The following is a 13,451-nucleotide window of genomic DNA, read 5'->3' on the forward strand; positions in this document are numbered from 1 at the left end:
CGGTCGGCTCTACCCCCTGTGCGTGCCGGACGTCAGCCGACCAGCGGTCGGCTCTACGCCTGTACGCGCTGGTAGGCGTCCAGGACGGTGTCGCGCAGTACCGGCGGCAGCGTTTCATACGTTGCCGCCAGGTCGTCGAACTGCAGGGCCAGGTCCACGTCCAGGCGCTGGCCGGCCTGCACGGCCAGGATGACCAGCAGCGTGCACAGCACGAATTCGCGTTCGTGGCCCGGCGCGTAGTGCGCGGCGCCGCGTTCGATCACTTCGTAGGGAAACCAGAGCTGGTCCTCGTGCAGCCGGCCCTGCTGCGCCCCCACCACCTGCTGCAGCGCCGTGCGGTGGCGCGCCTGTTCGTCGGGGTGGCCCAGCGCGGCAATCCAGTCCAGTTCGGCGTGGCTGGCGGTGCCGATCAGCGCGAACGCCGGCAGGGTGTGGGTGACATCATCCATGATCGCTCCGGACCGCCACGGTGGGGCCTTCAGCGTCGGTCCGGCGCCGTCAGCCGCGCGTGAACATCGGCGTGCCGTACCGGCGCAGGGCTTGTGCCGGGGTGGGGGCGATGCCATATCGTGGGCGAATGCCGCTGTGCGGCCCCGTTGTCTGGAGATGCCTGTGACCCCCACCAACCCCCTGCTCGACTTTTCCGGCCTGCCGCGCTTCGACGCGATCCAGCCCGAGCACATCGGCCCGGCCATCGACGCGTTGCTGGCCGACGCCGAAGCCGCGGTGAAGGCCGCCGAAACCGTCAGCCCGGTCACCTGGGCCAGCTTCGTGGTGCCGCTGGACGATGCCACCGAACGCCTCTGGCGCGCTTGGGGCCAGGTGGGCCACCTGCAGGGCGTGGTCAACACGCCGGCGTTGCGCGAGGCCTACAACGCCACCCTGCCCAAGGTGACCCGCTTCGGCAGTGCGCTGGGCCAGAACCTGGCGCTGTTCGAGCAGTACCGGCGCCTGGCGGCGGCTCCCGAAGCCGCCGGTTTTGATGAGGCCCAGCGCAAGGTGCTGGACAACGCGCTGCGCGATTTCCGCCTGGGCGGTGCCGAGCTGGACGACGATGCCAAGGCGCGCTTCAGTGCGATCAAGGAAGAGCTGTCGGCGCTGTCGGCGAAGTTCTCGCAGAACGTGCTGGACGCCACCGACGCGTGGTCGCTGCACGTTGAAGATCGCGCCGAGCTGGATGGCCTGCCCGAAGACGTGATCGCCGCTGCACGCGCGGCCGCCGAAAAGGACGGGCTGCCCGGCTGGAAGCTGACCCTGCAGATGCCGTGCTACCTGCCGGTGCTGACCTACGCCACGCATCGCCCGCTGCGCGAAACGCTGTACCGTGCCAACGCACTGCGTGCCTCGGAATTCGGCGATGCCGCGCTGGACAACAGCGCCAACATCGACCGCGTGCTGGCCCTGCGCGCGGAACTGGCCGCGCTGCTTGGCTTTGACAACTATGCCGCCTATTCCATCGCCACCAAGATGGCCGAAGACCCCAACCAGGTGCTCGGCTTCCTGCGTGACCTGGCCGCGCGCGCCAAGCCGCACGCGCAGCGCGACCGTGCCGAACTGGATGCCTTCGCCCGCGACGAACTCGGCCTGCCCGCGCTGGAAGCGTGGGACCTCGGGTTTGCCAGCGAGAAGCTCAAGCAGGCCCGGTACAGTTATTCCGAGCAGGAGGTGAAGCAGTACTTCACCGAGCCGAAGGTGCTGGCCGGTCTGTTCGGCGTGATTGAAGGCCTGTACGGCCTGCAGGTGCAGCCCGACAGCGCGCCGGTGTGGCACCCGGACGTGCGCTTCTTCCGCCTGGTGGATGCCCAGGGCGCGCTGGTCGGCCAGTTCTACCTGGACCTGTACGCACGCGAGGGCAAGCGCGGCGGTGCGTGGATGGATGACTGCCGGAACCGGCGTGACACCGCCCAGGGCGTGCAGACGCCGCTGGTGTACCTGGTGTGCAACTTCGGCAAGGGCGCCGACGGCGCGCCGGCCACCTTCAGCCACAGCGACGTGACCACCCTGTTCCACGAAATGGGCCATGGCCTGCACCAGCTGCTTACCCGCATCGGTGAGCTGGGCGTGGCCGGCATCAATGGCGTGGAATGGGACGCGGTGGAGCTGCCCAGCCAGTTCATGGAGAACTTCTGCTGGGAATGGGCGCGCGTGCAGGCGATGACCGCGCACGTGGACAGCGGTGAACCGCTGCCGCGCGCGTTGTTCGACCGCATGCTGGCCGCGCGCAACTTCCAGAGCGGCATGTTCACCGTGCGCCAGCTGGAATTCGCGCTGTTCGACATGCAGCTGCACAGCAGCTTCGACCCGGTCCAGGACACCGTGCTGCAGCTGCTGGAACGCGTGCGCGACGAGGTGGCGGTGAACCGGCCGCCGGCCTGGAACCGCTTCCCGCATCAGTTCAGCCACATCTTCGCGGGCGGGTATGCCGCCGGTTACTACAGCTACAAGTGGGCCGAAGTGCTCAGCGCCGACGCCTACGCCGCGTTCGAAGAGGCACCGGACCAGGTGGCGGAAACCGGCAAGCGCTTCCGCGACGAAGTGCTGTCGCGCGGTGGCAGCCGCAGTGCGGCGGAGAACTTCGCGGCGTTCCGCGGGCGTGCACCGAACGTGGATGCGCTGCTGCGGCATAACGGCATGGCGTGATGCCGGTCCGGTGGTGCCGGCCGCTCGAAATGCATAGGGTGTGATCCCGGGCGGCGGAGCCGGCCGCTCGAAATGCACATGGCATGATCCCGGGCGGTGGAGCCGGCCGCTCGAAATGCAAAGGGCGTGATCCCGGGCGGTGGTGCCGGTCGCTCGAAATGCATAGGGTGTGATCCCGGTAGTGCCGGCCGCTGGCCGGCTCCCCGGGATGCATGACACCGTGCGCCGGTGGGATAGCGCAGAGCCGGCCAGCGGCCGGCACTACCGGGCATCGTGACCGTGTGTCCGACGCTGACGCGCACCGACCGTTGGTCGGTGCGCACACCCGTCAATCACACGTGCATGCCACCCCGGTAGGTACCGACCGTTGGTCGGTACGCCCCGCTATTCGGCGTAGATCATCTTCCGGGTCATGCCGCCGTCCACCACATGGTCTTGGCCGGTGATGAAGCCGGACAGGTCCGACAGCAGGAACACCGCCAGCGCGCCGATGTCCTCCGGTTGGCCCACGCGGCCTACCGGGTGCTGGGCGTGGTCGCGGCGCGACAGCTTCGGCGTGCGCCGCCGCGCCGGAGCCTGCCAGGCGTCGGTGGTGATCCAGCCCGGGCTGATGCAGTTCACCCGCACGGCCGGGCCTTCGCTGATCGCCAGCGCATGGGTAAAGGCCACCAGCCCGCCCTTGGCCGCCGCATAGGCTTCGCTGTCCGCTTCGGACTGGCCGGCGCGGGTGGAGGCGATGTTGAGGATGCGCCCGCCGTGCTCGCGCAGTGCCGGCAGCGCGTGCTTGCTGCACAGGAACGCCCCGTGCAGGCTCGACAACCGGCGCTGCCATTCGGCCAGCGGCATCTGCGCCAACGGGGTGCCATGCGCCGCGGCAATGCCGGCATTGTTGACCAGCCCGTCGATGCGCCCGAAACGCTTCAGTGCGGCTTTCACCAGCGCCTGCACGCTGCGCTCGCTGGCCACGTCCGCGCGCTGGAAGGCCGCCCGCTCGGGCAGCGCCCATTCTTTCAGGCAGGCCTTGCCAGCGTCGGCATCCAGGTCGGCAATCACCACGCTGCCGCCGGCGCCCAGCACCGCCTGCGCGATGCCGCGGCCCACGCCCTGCGCACCGCCGGTGACGATCACCACGCGGTCGCGCAGCGGCTGCGCGGCCCAGTCGGTGATCGGCGGCGTCAGTGGCATCGCGAGTTGTCCTTGCGCCCTAGCAGGCGGGTCCAGCCTTCCACGCCCAGCTTGTCCAGCGTCTCGATGTTGCGCTCCACGATCACGTCCGGGTCCGGGAATGCCGCCACCGCACGTTCCACGCTGTCTTCGCGCAGCAGGTGCAGGGTGGGGTAGGGCGAGCGGTTGGTGTAGTTGCTCACGTCGTCCGGCGCCACGCCCTCGAACTGGTACTGCGGGTGGAAGCTGGCCACCTGCAGGATGCCCTGCAGGTCCAGCGCCTCGATCGCCGCGTCGGCGTTGTCGAGGAAATCGTTGTAGTCCAGGAAGTCGGTCAGCACGTACGGGTGCACGATCAGCGTGGTGTCGGTCTCTTCCGGTGAGGTGTCGCGCAGGCGCAGCAACTCCTCGGCCAGCTCTTCCACCAGCGCTTCAGGCGTGGTGGCATCGCTGAGCACGAAACGCACCTGGTGCTTTACATACACCGCCTTGGCGAACGGGCACAGGTTCAGTCCGATCACGATCTGCTCCAGCCAGGTGCGGGTTTCGGCGATGAAGTCGGTGCCGTCCGGGGCGCTGTCGTCGGTGAAGGCGTGATCATTCATGGCGGGCGGTATCGCGGGCTGGGCAGGCGATTGTACGGCGCATGGCCGCACGCACGCGTGGTGGCGCCGTTGGCATGGACACCACTGTCCATTAACTGGACACCGGGCATGCTTGAAAACCCTTTACCGGCAGGGGCTTGCGCGTTTCCCGCGCACGGCCAATAGGCAGTGCGGCGCGGCAGGTATCCAATGCCAGGGTGAACCATGTGCAGAAGACGGCCATGCGGCCGTGCTTCGTCAAAAGGAGCCAACAGATGCATGCAACCTCGGAATTCCTCCCCACCGCGCTGTGGTCCGGCAAGCTGTTCGACGGCCAGTGGCAGTCCGGCGCCAGCGCCCAGGACGTGATCGAACCGGCCACCGGCACCGCCCTGGGCCAGATCGCAATGACCAACCCGGCCGGCATCGCCGCCGCCGCCAGCACCGCCGCCACCGCCCAGCGCGACTGGGCCGCCGCCCCCTACGAAACCCGCGCCCAGGTGCTGCGCCGCGCTGCGCAGCTGGCCGAGCAGTACAACGATGAGATCGTGGAATGGCTGGTCCGCGAGAGCGGTTCAACCCGGCTCAAGGCCGGCTTTGAGGCCAAGGTAAACACCAAGGCGCTGCATGAAGCTGCGGCGCTGCCGTCGCGCAGCATCGGCGAAGTACTGCCGTCCGAGCCCGGCCGCCTGAACCTGGCCCGCCGCCGCCCGCTGGGCGTAGTGGGCGTGATCGCCCCGTTCAACTTCCCGCTGTACCTGGCCATGCGCGCGGTTGCCCCGGCGCTGGCGCTGGGCAATGCGGTGGTGCTCAAGCCCGACCCGCGCACCGCGGTGTGCGGTGGCTTCGTGATCGCGCGGCTGTTCGAACTGGCCGGCTTGCCGGCCGGTCTGCTGCACGTGCTGCCCGGTGACGGTGCGGCCGGTGCCGCGCTGACCAGCGACCCGAACATCGCGATGATCCAGTTCACCGGGTCCACCGGTGCCGGGCGCAAGGTGGGCGAAGCGGCCGGCAAGCACCTCAAGAAGGTGTCGCTGGAGCTGGGCGGCAAGAACTCGCTGATCATCCTGGACGACGCCGACATCGACCTGGCCATCGCCAATACCGCCTGGGGCGTGTACCTGCACCAGGGCCAGATCTGCATGGCCACCGGCCGCGTGCTGGTCCAGCGCAGCCTCTATCCGCGCTTCCTGGAGAAGCTGGTGGCCAAGGCGAAATCGCTCAAGGTCGGCAACCCGGCCACCGGCGATGTGGCCATCGGCCCGCTGATCAATGCCCAGCAGCGCGACCATGCCGCGAAGATCGTGGCCGACGCGCAGGCGGCCGGTGCCACGCTGGCCACCGGCGGCAGCTACCAGGACCTGTTCTTCGAGCCGACCGTGCTCAGTGACGTGGGCCGCGACAATCCCGCCTTCCACGAAGAGATCTTCGCGCCGGTCGCGGTGGTGGTCCCGTTCGACACCGACGACGAGGCCGTGGAACTGGCCAACGACAGCGAGTACGGCCTGTCGATGGCGATCGTGTCCAGCAACGTGGGCCGCGCGCTGAAGCTGGGCGAACGCCTGCGTACCGGCCTGCTGCACATCAACGACCAGACCGTGAACGATGAAGTGATCAACCCGTTCGGCGGGGTGGGCGCGTCCGGCAACGGCACCAGCATCGGCGGCCCGTCCAACATCGACGAGTTCACCCAGTGGCAGTGGCTGACCGTCAAGGGCGAAGCGCCCGCCTACCCGATCTGAACAAGGAAACGAGCATGACCGCTACAGCAGAACTGCGCGACATCACCGTGGCCGTGGTGCGCGAGAAGGAACAACCCTTCACCATCGAACCGGCGCGCATCCGCGCCCCGCAGGACGACGAAGTGCTGGTGCGCGTGATCGCCACCGGCCTGTGCCATACCGACCTGATCGTGCGTGACCAGTACTACCCGGTGCCGTTGCCGGCGGTGCTCGGGCATGAAGGCGCGGGCATCGTCGAAGCGCTCGGCCCGGGCGTGAAAGACCTCAAGGTGGGCGACCACGTGGTGCTCACCTACGGCGCCTGCGGCCACTGCAATCCGTGCAGCGGCGGGCATGGCGCGTACTGCAAGGACTTCTTCGGGCTCAATTTCGGCGGCGGCGCGCTGGACGGCAGCACCGCCATCCAGGACCCGGACGGCAACCCGCTGCACGATCATTTCTTCGCGCAGTCCTCGTTCGCCACGTATGCGCTGAGCCGCGAGAACAACGCGATCAAGGTGCCCGATGACGCCCCGATCGAACTGCTGGGTCCGCTGGGCTGCGGCATCCAGACCGGTGCCGGTGCGGTGATCAACTCGCTCAAGGTCACTGCCGGCAGCAGCTTTGCCAGCTTCGGCGCGGGCGCGGTGGGCCTGAGCGCGGTGATGGCCGCGCGCGTGGCTGGTGCCACCACCATCATCGCCATCGATGTGGTGCCGTCGCGCCTGGAACTGGCCAAGGAGCTGGGTGCCACCCATGTCATCAACAGCCGTGAGGTTGATGTGGTCGACGCCGTGCGGGAGATCACCGGTGGCGGGGCCACCTTCGCACTGGAATCCACCGGCCGCCCCGAGGTGCTCGCGCAGGGCATCGAAGCGTTGGGCGGGCGCGGTGTGATCGGCGTGGTGGGCGCGCCGAAGCTGGGCACCAAGGCCGAGTTCGACGTCAACAACCTGCTGCTGGGCGGGCGCAGCATCCGCGGCATCGTCGAAGGCGACAGCGTGCCGAAGGTGTTCATTCCGCAGCTGGTGCAGCTGTACCAGCAGGGCCGTTTCCCATTCGACAAACTGGTGAAGTTCTACCCGCTGGACCAGATCAACCAGGCCGCCGAAGACAGCACCCGCGGCATCACGCTCAAGCCGATCCTGACCATCGGGTAGTGCCGGCCGCTGGCCGGCAGCACGATGAAACGCTGCGTCGCAGGCCGTGGGGCCTGCGACGGTGCAGTCAGTCAGCTTGGCGGGTGTACGCTCCAGATCCGGTTTGGAGGATCCCATGGGCGGCATGCAGCTGGAGCAGCAACAGGCATTGGCAGCGGCGCGCCAGCGTTTCGCCGACGGCGGGGCCCTGGCTGAGTCGTTGCTGGCCCCGTCCGTGCAGCGCTCGTGGGAGCGCTCGCGGCTGGCCGGCGTGCAGCCGCGCCAGGAACCGCATTACGCCCCGCTGGCCGCATCCGGGCCACGCCTGGACGACCCGGCCGACCGCCGGCTGGCGCGCTGCGTGCGCGATGACCTCGACCATCTCTGGGCCGCCTTCGGTGGCCGCCAGTGGACGCTGTTCTGCGTCAACGCCGGGGGCATGATCGTGGCCCAGCGCGAGCATGGCCTGGCCGATGTGCCGGTGTTGCGCCCGATCCAGGTGGGCCGGCGACTGCGCGAGATCGACATCGGCACCACCGCGCCGGCCTGCAGCCTGGCCGACGACGCGCCCGCGCTGGTGCGCGGCAACGAACACTACCTGGACCGGTTCGCCGCGGTGTTCTGCCTGAGCGTGCCGCTGCATGGGCTCGATGGCGAAGTGCTCGGCGCGCTGGACATCACCGGCACCGGCGACCGCGATGCCGAACTGCTGCACGGGTATTTCCGCCAGGCGGCGCTGTCCACCGAAAACCGGCTGATGATCGAACACCGGCCCTGCCACCTGCTGGCCGTGCAGCACGATGCGCGCTGGCTGCAGTCACCGTTGCAGGGGTTGCTGGCGGTCGAGGAAGACGGCCGCGTGTGCGCGGCCAACCGGGTGGCGCGCCGCTTGTTCGGCCTGCCACGGCGCGGGCCGTTGCCGCTGCTTGCACTGGAGGGCCTGTTCGCCGGCGCCAGCGTGCACCAGCGACGGCGATTGCTGCAGGCCGGGCCTGCGCATCGGGTGCGTATCGGCGAAGACACGGCGGTGTATGTGCAGTACCTGCGCGGGCCGGTGGCGGCGCGCGCGGGCGTGCGGATTGAGGCTGCGGCGGGTCAGGCGGCTGCGCCATCGTTGCGTGCGCTCAACGCGCAGGGCGTGCGTGAGGCGGTTGCCGCGCACCACGGCAACATTGCGGCGGCGGCACGGCAGCTGGGGATTTCGCGGACGACGTTGTACCGGCACCTGCGCGGCTGAATCTGCGGGGTGCCGGCCAGCGGCCGGCACTACCTGTGCGCGTTGGGGGATTGCGTGGTTGCCGGCCAGCGGCCGGCACTACCTGTGCGCGTTGGGGGCTTGTGGGGTTGCCGGCCAGCGGCCGGCAGTACCCGTGCGCGTTGGGGGGTTGTGGGGTTGCCGGCCAGCGGCCGGCACTACCGCCCGGGGGCGCGCGGGCGATCGGGTGCGATCAATCGCGGAAGTTGTCGAACTGCAGCGGGACCTCGAAGGTTTCCTTCTTCAGCAGCGCGATCGCATCCTGCAGGTCGTCGCGCTTCTTGCCGTTGACGCGCAGCTTGTCGCCATTGATCTGGCTGTCCACCTTCAACTTGCCTTCCTTCAATTTCGCCGCGATCTGCTTTGCGACCTTCTGTTCGATGCCCTGCTTGACGGTCACTTTCTGGCGCGCACCGGCCAGGTTGGTCTCGACGTCGCCGAACTCCAGGCAGCGCACGTCGATGCCGCGCGCGATCAGGCGCGCACGCAGGATGTCGGTCATCTGCTGCAGCTGGAAATCGCTCGGCGCGGACTGGCTGATCACGCTGTCTTCCAGCACGAACTTGGCCTCCACGCCCTTGAAATCGAAGCGGGTCGACAGCTCGCGGTTGGCCTGGTCGACCGCGTTGGTCAGTTCGTGGGTGTTGACTTCGGAAACGACGTCAAAGGAAGGCATGGGGAAACTCCAACGGGTGAATGCCGTCATTCTAACCACCCCGGCATGGACGGCCCGCCGATCGTGGCGATAATGGGCAATGATCACCCAGAAATCCCCCTCCCGCGCCGTCGCCTGGATGTTGATGGCCGTGGCCTGCTTCTCGCTGATGGATGCCGGCATGAAGCAGCTTGCCAGCAGCTATCCCACCCTGCAGGTGACCTTCCTGCGCGGCGCGGCCTCGCTGCCGTTCGTGCTGGTCTGGGTGCTGGCCACCGCCGGCCCGCGCTCGCTGGTGCCCAAGCGCTGGGCCCTGCACCTGCTGCGCGGGGCGCTGGGCATGGCGATGATCGGCTGCTTCGTCTACGCCCTGCGCAGCCTGCCGCTGTCCACCGCGTACACCATCTACTTCGTGGCCCCGCTGCTGATCGCCGCGTTGTCGGTGCCGCTGCTGGGCGAACACGTCGGCCCGCGGCGCTGGATCGCCATCGGCATCGGCCTGGTCGGGGTGCTGGTGGTGTTGCGGCCGGGCGTGGGGGGCTTCATCTCGGTGCCGGGCCTGATGGTGCTGCTGGCCGCCACCGCCTATGCCGTGGCTGCCATCACGGTCAGCATGCTCACCCGCACCGACACCCCGCAGTCGATGGTGGTCTGGTTCCTGGTGATCATGGCCGTGGGCGCCGGCCTGCTGGCCATCCCCGACTGGCAGCCGTTGCAGCTGGGCCACGCCGCGTTGATCGCCGGCATGGGCTTGGCCGGGGCCGGCGGGCAGGTGGCCCTGACCCGCGCGTTCCAGCTGGGCGAGGCCTCGCTGATCGCGCCGCTGGAGTACACCGGGCTGGTCTGGGTGATCGGCTGGGACCTGCTGTTCTGGGGCGCGCTGCCGGACCGCTTCACCTGGCTGGGGGCGGCGATCATCGTCGCCTCCGGCCTGTACCTGCTGCACCGGGAGCGGGTCCGCCAGGTCCAGGCACCCGCGCCGCTGGACCATCCCTGAGCCGGGCAGGGCCGTCCCTGGCCCCGATCACGCCGGCTTAGAACCAAACGGAATATCATTCCGCACAGCCGCGCGGGCCAGGGCCGCCCCGCGCTGGTAGGCTGCACGCCCCCTCCCGTCGATGCCCGGTTGACCGCGAAGTGATCGAGTTCCAGCGCCTGCACAAATCCTATGCCGTCGGCGGCCGCGCGATCGCCGCGCTGCAGCCGCTGGACCTGACCATCGAGGCCGGCGAGGTATTCGGCATCATCGGCCACTCCGGGGCAGGCAAGTCGACCCTGATCCGCCTGATCAACCGGCTCGAGGAACCCACCGGCGGCCGCCTGCTGATCAGCGGCGAAGACGTCACCGCGCTCGACGCCGACGGCCTGCGTACGCTGCGCCGCCGCATCGGCATGATCTTCCAGCACTTCAACCTGCTGTCATCGCGCACGGTGGCGGCCAACGTCGCCTTCCCGCTGGAGCTGGCCGGTACGCCGCGCGCCGAGATCGACGCGCGCGTGGACGAACTGCTGCATACCGTTGGCCTGGAAGCACACGCGACCAAGTACCCGGCGCAGTTGTCCGGCGGACAGAAGCAGCGCGTCGGTATCGCCCGCGCCCTGGCCACCCGCCCGCAGATCCTGCTGTGCGATGAAGCCACCAGCGCACTGGACCCGCAGACCACCGCTTCGGTGCTGAAGCTGCTGGGCAAGATCAACCGCGAGCTGGGCCTGACCATCGTGCTGATCACCCACGAGATGGACGTGATCCGCCGGGTCTGCGACCGCGTGGCCGTGCTCGATGCCGGCCACCTGGTGGAAACCGGCCCGGTTACCGAGGTGTTCCTGCACCCGCAGCACCCGACCACGCGCCGCTTCGTGAGCGAATCGGAGCAGGTGGACGAGGGCGAGCTGCACAAGGACTTCGAGGCGGTCGCCGGGCGCATCGTGCGCCTGACCTTCCTCGGCGCGGACACCTACGAACCGCTGCTGGGCCGCATCGCGCGCGAAACCGGCGTGGACTACAACATCCTGTCCGGCCGTATCGACCGGATCAAGGACACCCCCTACGGCCAGCTGACGGTATCGCTGGTGGGCGGCGACGTGCAGGCCGCGCAGGCCGGCTTCGTGGCCGCCGGTGTCCACCTTGAGGAGCTGCGTCGATGATGCTGGGTACTGCCGGCGGGTTCTTCCGCCACCTCGACGCGGGCAAGTGGGCCGATATCGGCCAGGCCACGCTGGATACCCTGCTGATGCTCGGCGGCTCGCTGCCGCTGACGCTGGCCATCGGCCTGCCGCTGGGCGTGCTGCTGTTTCTGACCGGCTCGCCGCAGCTGCACCGCAAGCCGGTACTGTACGGCGCACTGGCGGTGCTGGTGAACCTGCTGCGCTCGGTGCCTTTCATCATCCTGATGATCGTGCTGATTCCGCTCACCTTGTGGATGATGGGCACCTCGCTGGGCGTGCGCGGTGCGATCGTGCCGCTGGTGATCGGCGCGGCGCCGTTCTACGCACGCCTGGTGGAAACCGCGCTGCGCGAAGTGGACCGTGGCGTGATCGAAGCGAGCCAGTCGATGGGCGCCACCACCTGGCAGCTGGTCACCCGGGTGTTGCTGCCCGAAGCGCGGCCCGGCCTGATCGCCGGTGCCACGGTCACGGTGATCGCGCTGATCGGCTTCACCGCGATGGGCGGTGCCATCGGGTCCGGCGGCCTGGGCGATCTGGCGTTCCGCGACGGCTACCAGCGCTCGCACACCGACGTGGCCCTGGTCACCGTGGTGCTGCTGCTGGTACTGGTGCAGATCCTGCAGATGCTGGGCGACTGGCTGGTGTCCCACTACAGCCGGAAGTAACCGGTAGGTACCGACCGTTGGTCGGTACACCACCTTCAGCGGCGGCTGGGCCAGGCCCCAGGTCGTGCCGCCCATTGGAATGCCAAGGCGGCAGCCTGCACAGATTCGATTGATCAGGTGCTCGACCAGCGCATCATTGCGTGACGGGCACCTGTGTTATATTCCGTTTCGCGTAATACGCTGCGCGGAATGATTCAATCCTTCCGATGCCGTCACACGCGCGCGCTGTTTGCGGGACGATGCCCTCGACAATTTCGTGCGTTCCAGTCACTGGCCGAGCGCAAACTGCAGATGCTGGATGCTGCACAGACGCTGCAGTTCCTGCGCAGCCCGCCCGGAAATCGGCTCGAAGCGCTGTACGGCGACCGACGCGGGCAGCACAGCATCCGCGTCAACGCGCAGTGGCGACTTTTGTCTGGACCGACAACGGTCCGCGTGATGTCGAGATCGTCGATTACCACTGAGGTGCCATCCATGAGCCGCCCCACCAACAACCTCAGGGCCGTCCATCCGGGCGAAATCCTGCGCGAGGAGTTTCTGCTGCCGTTGCAGCTGAGCATCACTGCGCTGGCACGGGCGCTGGATGTGCCGCCTACGCGATTGCATGCCATCGTGCATGAAACCCGCGGCGTCACGGCGGATACCGCGGTGCGCCTGGCACGTCATTTCGGTGGGGACGCCGCGTCGTGGCTGGCCCTCCAGGCCGAGTACGATCTGAAGACGCTGCCGACCCGCGAGGAAATCGAGCGCAGGGTGCAGCCGCGCGAGGCAGCCTGACCGCCACGCTTACCGGACGTTCGGCACCTCATACCCCAGCCGGTCCACCTGCTCGGGGTGCTGCGGCACGCGCTTGAGCTTGTCGGTATTGACCCCGTACTCGTCGCGCAGGCGGGTGGCCAGTTCCTTGTAGAGCTCTTTGTCCATGTCCGGCTGGCGCGCGAAGATCCAGGCCATCTCGCGGCCGGGATAGCCCAGCATCGCCCACGAATAGTCCGGGGCCACTTCCAGCACGCGGGTGTGGGTCGGCACGATCTTGTAGAACCAGGTGCGCCAGTTGTGGTTGCCGCTTTCCTCATCCACCGAGGCGCGCACGGTCAGCTCCTGGAGCGGTTCGGAGAACCCGTTGCGGTACCGATAGGTGATGGACACCTTCTGGTCGCCGCGCAGGCTGAACTCGTTGACGCTGGCCACATGGCCGCGTTCGATCGGGTTGGGAACCCGGCCGATCACATACCAGGTGCCCATGAACTTCTGCAGGTCGATGGGGGCGCCAGTCGCTTCGGTGGCCACCGGTGCCGGGCTCGGCTTGGCCTCGTGGCGGAAGGCGCAGGCGGACAGCAGCGACAGCGTCGACAGCAACAGGACAGCGCGAAGCGGGCGGTTCAGAGACATGCGGCAGAAGGCTCCAGTGGCTGGCACGGGCATGGTGGGTGGGACAGCGGAGAACGTCAATGGTGGCGTT

The 13,451-nt window shown here is 68.4% G+C and carries 13 protein-coding genes and 1 pseudogene; 9 read left to right on the plus strand and 5 right to left on the minus strand.

The window, feature by feature from the left end; translation table 11 throughout:
* Nucleotides 1–53: 53 nt before the first annotated feature.
* Nucleotides 54–449, minus strand: a complete 396-nt coding sequence (locus tag DX03_RS02705) for a hypothetical protein (protein ID WP_038686132.1) — start codon at nt 447–449, stop codon at nt 54–56.
* 157 nt (nt 450–606) lie between these two features.
* On the opposite strand from DX03_RS02705, the gene DX03_RS02710 reads away from it, so the two are divergent.
* Entirely contained in the window at nt 607–2,640 is a 2,034-nt protein-coding gene (locus tag DX03_RS02710; protein WP_038686133.1) for a M3 family metallopeptidase, read from the plus strand.
* Between the two features lie 384 nt (nt 2,641–3,024).
* Here the strand turns inward: DX03_RS02710 and DX03_RS02715 are convergent, their stop codons facing one another.
* Entirely contained in the window at nt 3,025–3,825 is an 801-nt protein-coding gene (locus DX03_RS02715) for an SDR family oxidoreductase (RefSeq protein WP_038686135.1), read from the minus strand.
* A complete protein-coding gene (locus DX03_RS02720) occupies nt 3,816–4,409 on the minus strand; it encodes a DUF1415 domain-containing protein (RefSeq protein ID WP_038686137.1) in 594 nt (197 codons plus the stop codon). Before DX03_RS02720 ends, DX03_RS02715 begins: the two co-directional genes overlap by 10 nt.
* A 254-nt stretch (nt 4,410–4,663) precedes the next feature.
* Between DX03_RS02720 and DX03_RS02725 the strand changes: the two genes are divergently transcribed.
* The 3 genes from DX03_RS02725 (at nt 4,664) to DX03_RS02735 (ending at nt 8,485) form a co-directional block, all read left to right on the plus strand.
* Nucleotides 4,664–6,130: a benzaldehyde dehydrogenase gene (locus DX03_RS02725; RefSeq protein ID WP_038686138.1), complete on the plus strand. Its 1,467-nt coding sequence runs from the start codon at nt 4,664–4,666 to the stop codon at nt 6,128–6,130.
* Between the two features lie 14 nt (nt 6,131–6,144).
* Complete coding sequence (locus DX03_RS02730) at nt 6,145–7,269, plus strand: NAD(P)-dependent alcohol dehydrogenase (protein WP_038686141.1); 1,125 nt, start codon at nt 6,145–6,147, stop codon at nt 7,267–7,269.
* Between the two features lie 115 nt (nt 7,270–7,384).
* On the plus strand, nt 7,385–8,485 hold the full coding sequence (locus DX03_RS02735) for a helix-turn-helix domain-containing protein (RefSeq protein ID WP_051598724.1): 1,101 nt from the start codon (nt 7,385–7,387) through the stop codon (nt 8,483–8,485).
* Nucleotides 8,486–8,696: 211 nt separating this feature from the next.
* Here DX03_RS02735 and DX03_RS02740 read toward each other — a convergent pair whose 3' ends face one another.
* A complete protein-coding gene (locus tag DX03_RS02740; protein WP_038686143.1) occupies nt 8,697–9,179 on the minus strand; it encodes a YajQ family cyclic di-GMP-binding protein in 483 nt (160 codons plus the stop codon).
* A 79-nt stretch (nt 9,180–9,258) separates the two neighbouring features.
* Here DX03_RS02740 and DX03_RS02745 point away from each other — a divergent pair, with 79 nt between their 5' ends.
* The 5 genes and pseudogenes from DX03_RS02745 (at nt 9,259) to DX03_RS02760 (ending at nt 12,766) form a co-directional block, all read left to right on the plus strand.
* Nucleotides 9,259–10,155: a DMT family transporter gene (locus DX03_RS02745; RefSeq protein ID WP_038686144.1), complete on the plus strand. Its 897-nt coding sequence runs from the start codon at nt 9,259–9,261 to the stop codon at nt 10,153–10,155.
* Nucleotides 10,156–10,295: 140 nt separating this feature from the next.
* Nucleotides 10,296–11,303 (plus strand): methionine ABC transporter ATP-binding protein, encoded by a 1,008-nt coding sequence (locus tag DX03_RS02750; protein ID WP_038686146.1) that lies wholly within the window; start codon nt 10,296–10,298, stop codon nt 11,301–11,303.
* A complete protein-coding gene (locus DX03_RS02755) occupies nt 11,300–11,989 on the plus strand; it encodes a methionine ABC transporter permease (protein ID WP_038686148.1) in 690 nt (229 codons plus the stop codon). Before DX03_RS02750 ends, DX03_RS02755 begins: the two co-directional genes overlap by 4 nt.
* A 189-nt stretch (nt 11,990–12,178) precedes the next feature.
* Nucleotides 12,179–12,453: pseudogene (locus tag DX03_RS20535) on the plus strand (type II toxin-antitoxin system RelE/ParE family toxin).
* 10 nt (nt 12,454–12,463) lie between these two features.
* The gene (locus DX03_RS02760; RefSeq protein ID WP_038686150.1) at nt 12,464–12,766 is read left to right on the plus strand and encodes a HigA family addiction module antitoxin; all 303 of its coding nucleotides are present in this window, start codon (nt 12,464–12,466) and stop codon (nt 12,764–12,766) included.
* A 9-nt stretch (nt 12,767–12,775) separates the two neighbouring features.
* Here the strand turns inward: DX03_RS02760 and DX03_RS02765 are convergent, their stop codons facing one another.
* Nucleotides 12,776–13,381, minus strand: coding sequence for a lipocalin family protein (locus DX03_RS02765; RefSeq protein WP_038686152.1), 606 nt, complete (start codon nt 13,379–13,381; stop codon nt 12,776–12,778).
* Nucleotides 13,382–13,451: the final 70 nt, after the last annotated feature.

The sequence above is a fragment of the Stenotrophomonas rhizophila genome, from assembly GCF_000661955.1.
GTDB classification, from domain to species: domain Bacteria; phylum Pseudomonadota; class Gammaproteobacteria; order Xanthomonadales; family Xanthomonadaceae; genus Stenotrophomonas; species Stenotrophomonas rhizophila.

Coding starts and splice junctions, on each gene's coding strand:
- DX03_RS02705 (WP_038686132.1), bottom strand. CDS start 449: ATGGATGATGTCACCCACACCCTGCCGGCGTTCGCGCTGATCGGCACC.
- DX03_RS02710 (WP_038686133.1), top strand. CDS start 607: ATGCCTGTGACCCCCACCAACCCCCTGCTCGACTTTTCCGGCCTGCCG.
- DX03_RS02715 (WP_038686135.1), bottom strand. CDS start 3,825: ATGCCACTGACGCCGCCGATCACCGACTGGGCCGCGCAGCCGCTGCGC.
- DX03_RS02720 (WP_038686137.1), bottom strand. CDS start 4,409: ATGAATGATCACGCCTTCACCGACGACAGCGCCCCGGACGGCACCGAC.
- DX03_RS02725 (WP_038686138.1), top strand. CDS start 4,664: ATGCATGCAACCTCGGAATTCCTCCCCACCGCGCTGTGGTCCGGCAAG.
- DX03_RS02730 (WP_038686141.1), top strand. CDS start 6,145: ATGACCGCTACAGCAGAACTGCGCGACATCACCGTGGCCGTGGTGCGC.
- DX03_RS02735 (WP_051598724.1), top strand. CDS start 7,385: ATGGGCGGCATGCAGCTGGAGCAGCAACAGGCATTGGCAGCGGCGCGC.
- DX03_RS02740 (WP_038686143.1), bottom strand. CDS start 9,179: ATGCCTTCCTTTGACGTCGTTTCCGAAGTCAACACCCACGAACTGACC.
- DX03_RS02745 (WP_038686144.1), top strand. CDS start 9,259: ATGATCACCCAGAAATCCCCCTCCCGCGCCGTCGCCTGGATGTTGATG.
- DX03_RS02755 (WP_038686148.1), top strand. CDS start 11,300: ATGATGCTGGGTACTGCCGGCGGGTTCTTCCGCCACCTCGACGCGGGC.
- DX03_RS02760 (WP_038686150.1), top strand. CDS start 12,464: ATGAGCCGCCCCACCAACAACCTCAGGGCCGTCCATCCGGGCGAAATC.
- DX03_RS02765 (WP_038686152.1), bottom strand. CDS start 13,381: ATGTCTCTGAACCGCCCGCTTCGCGCTGTCCTGTTGCTGTCGACGCTG.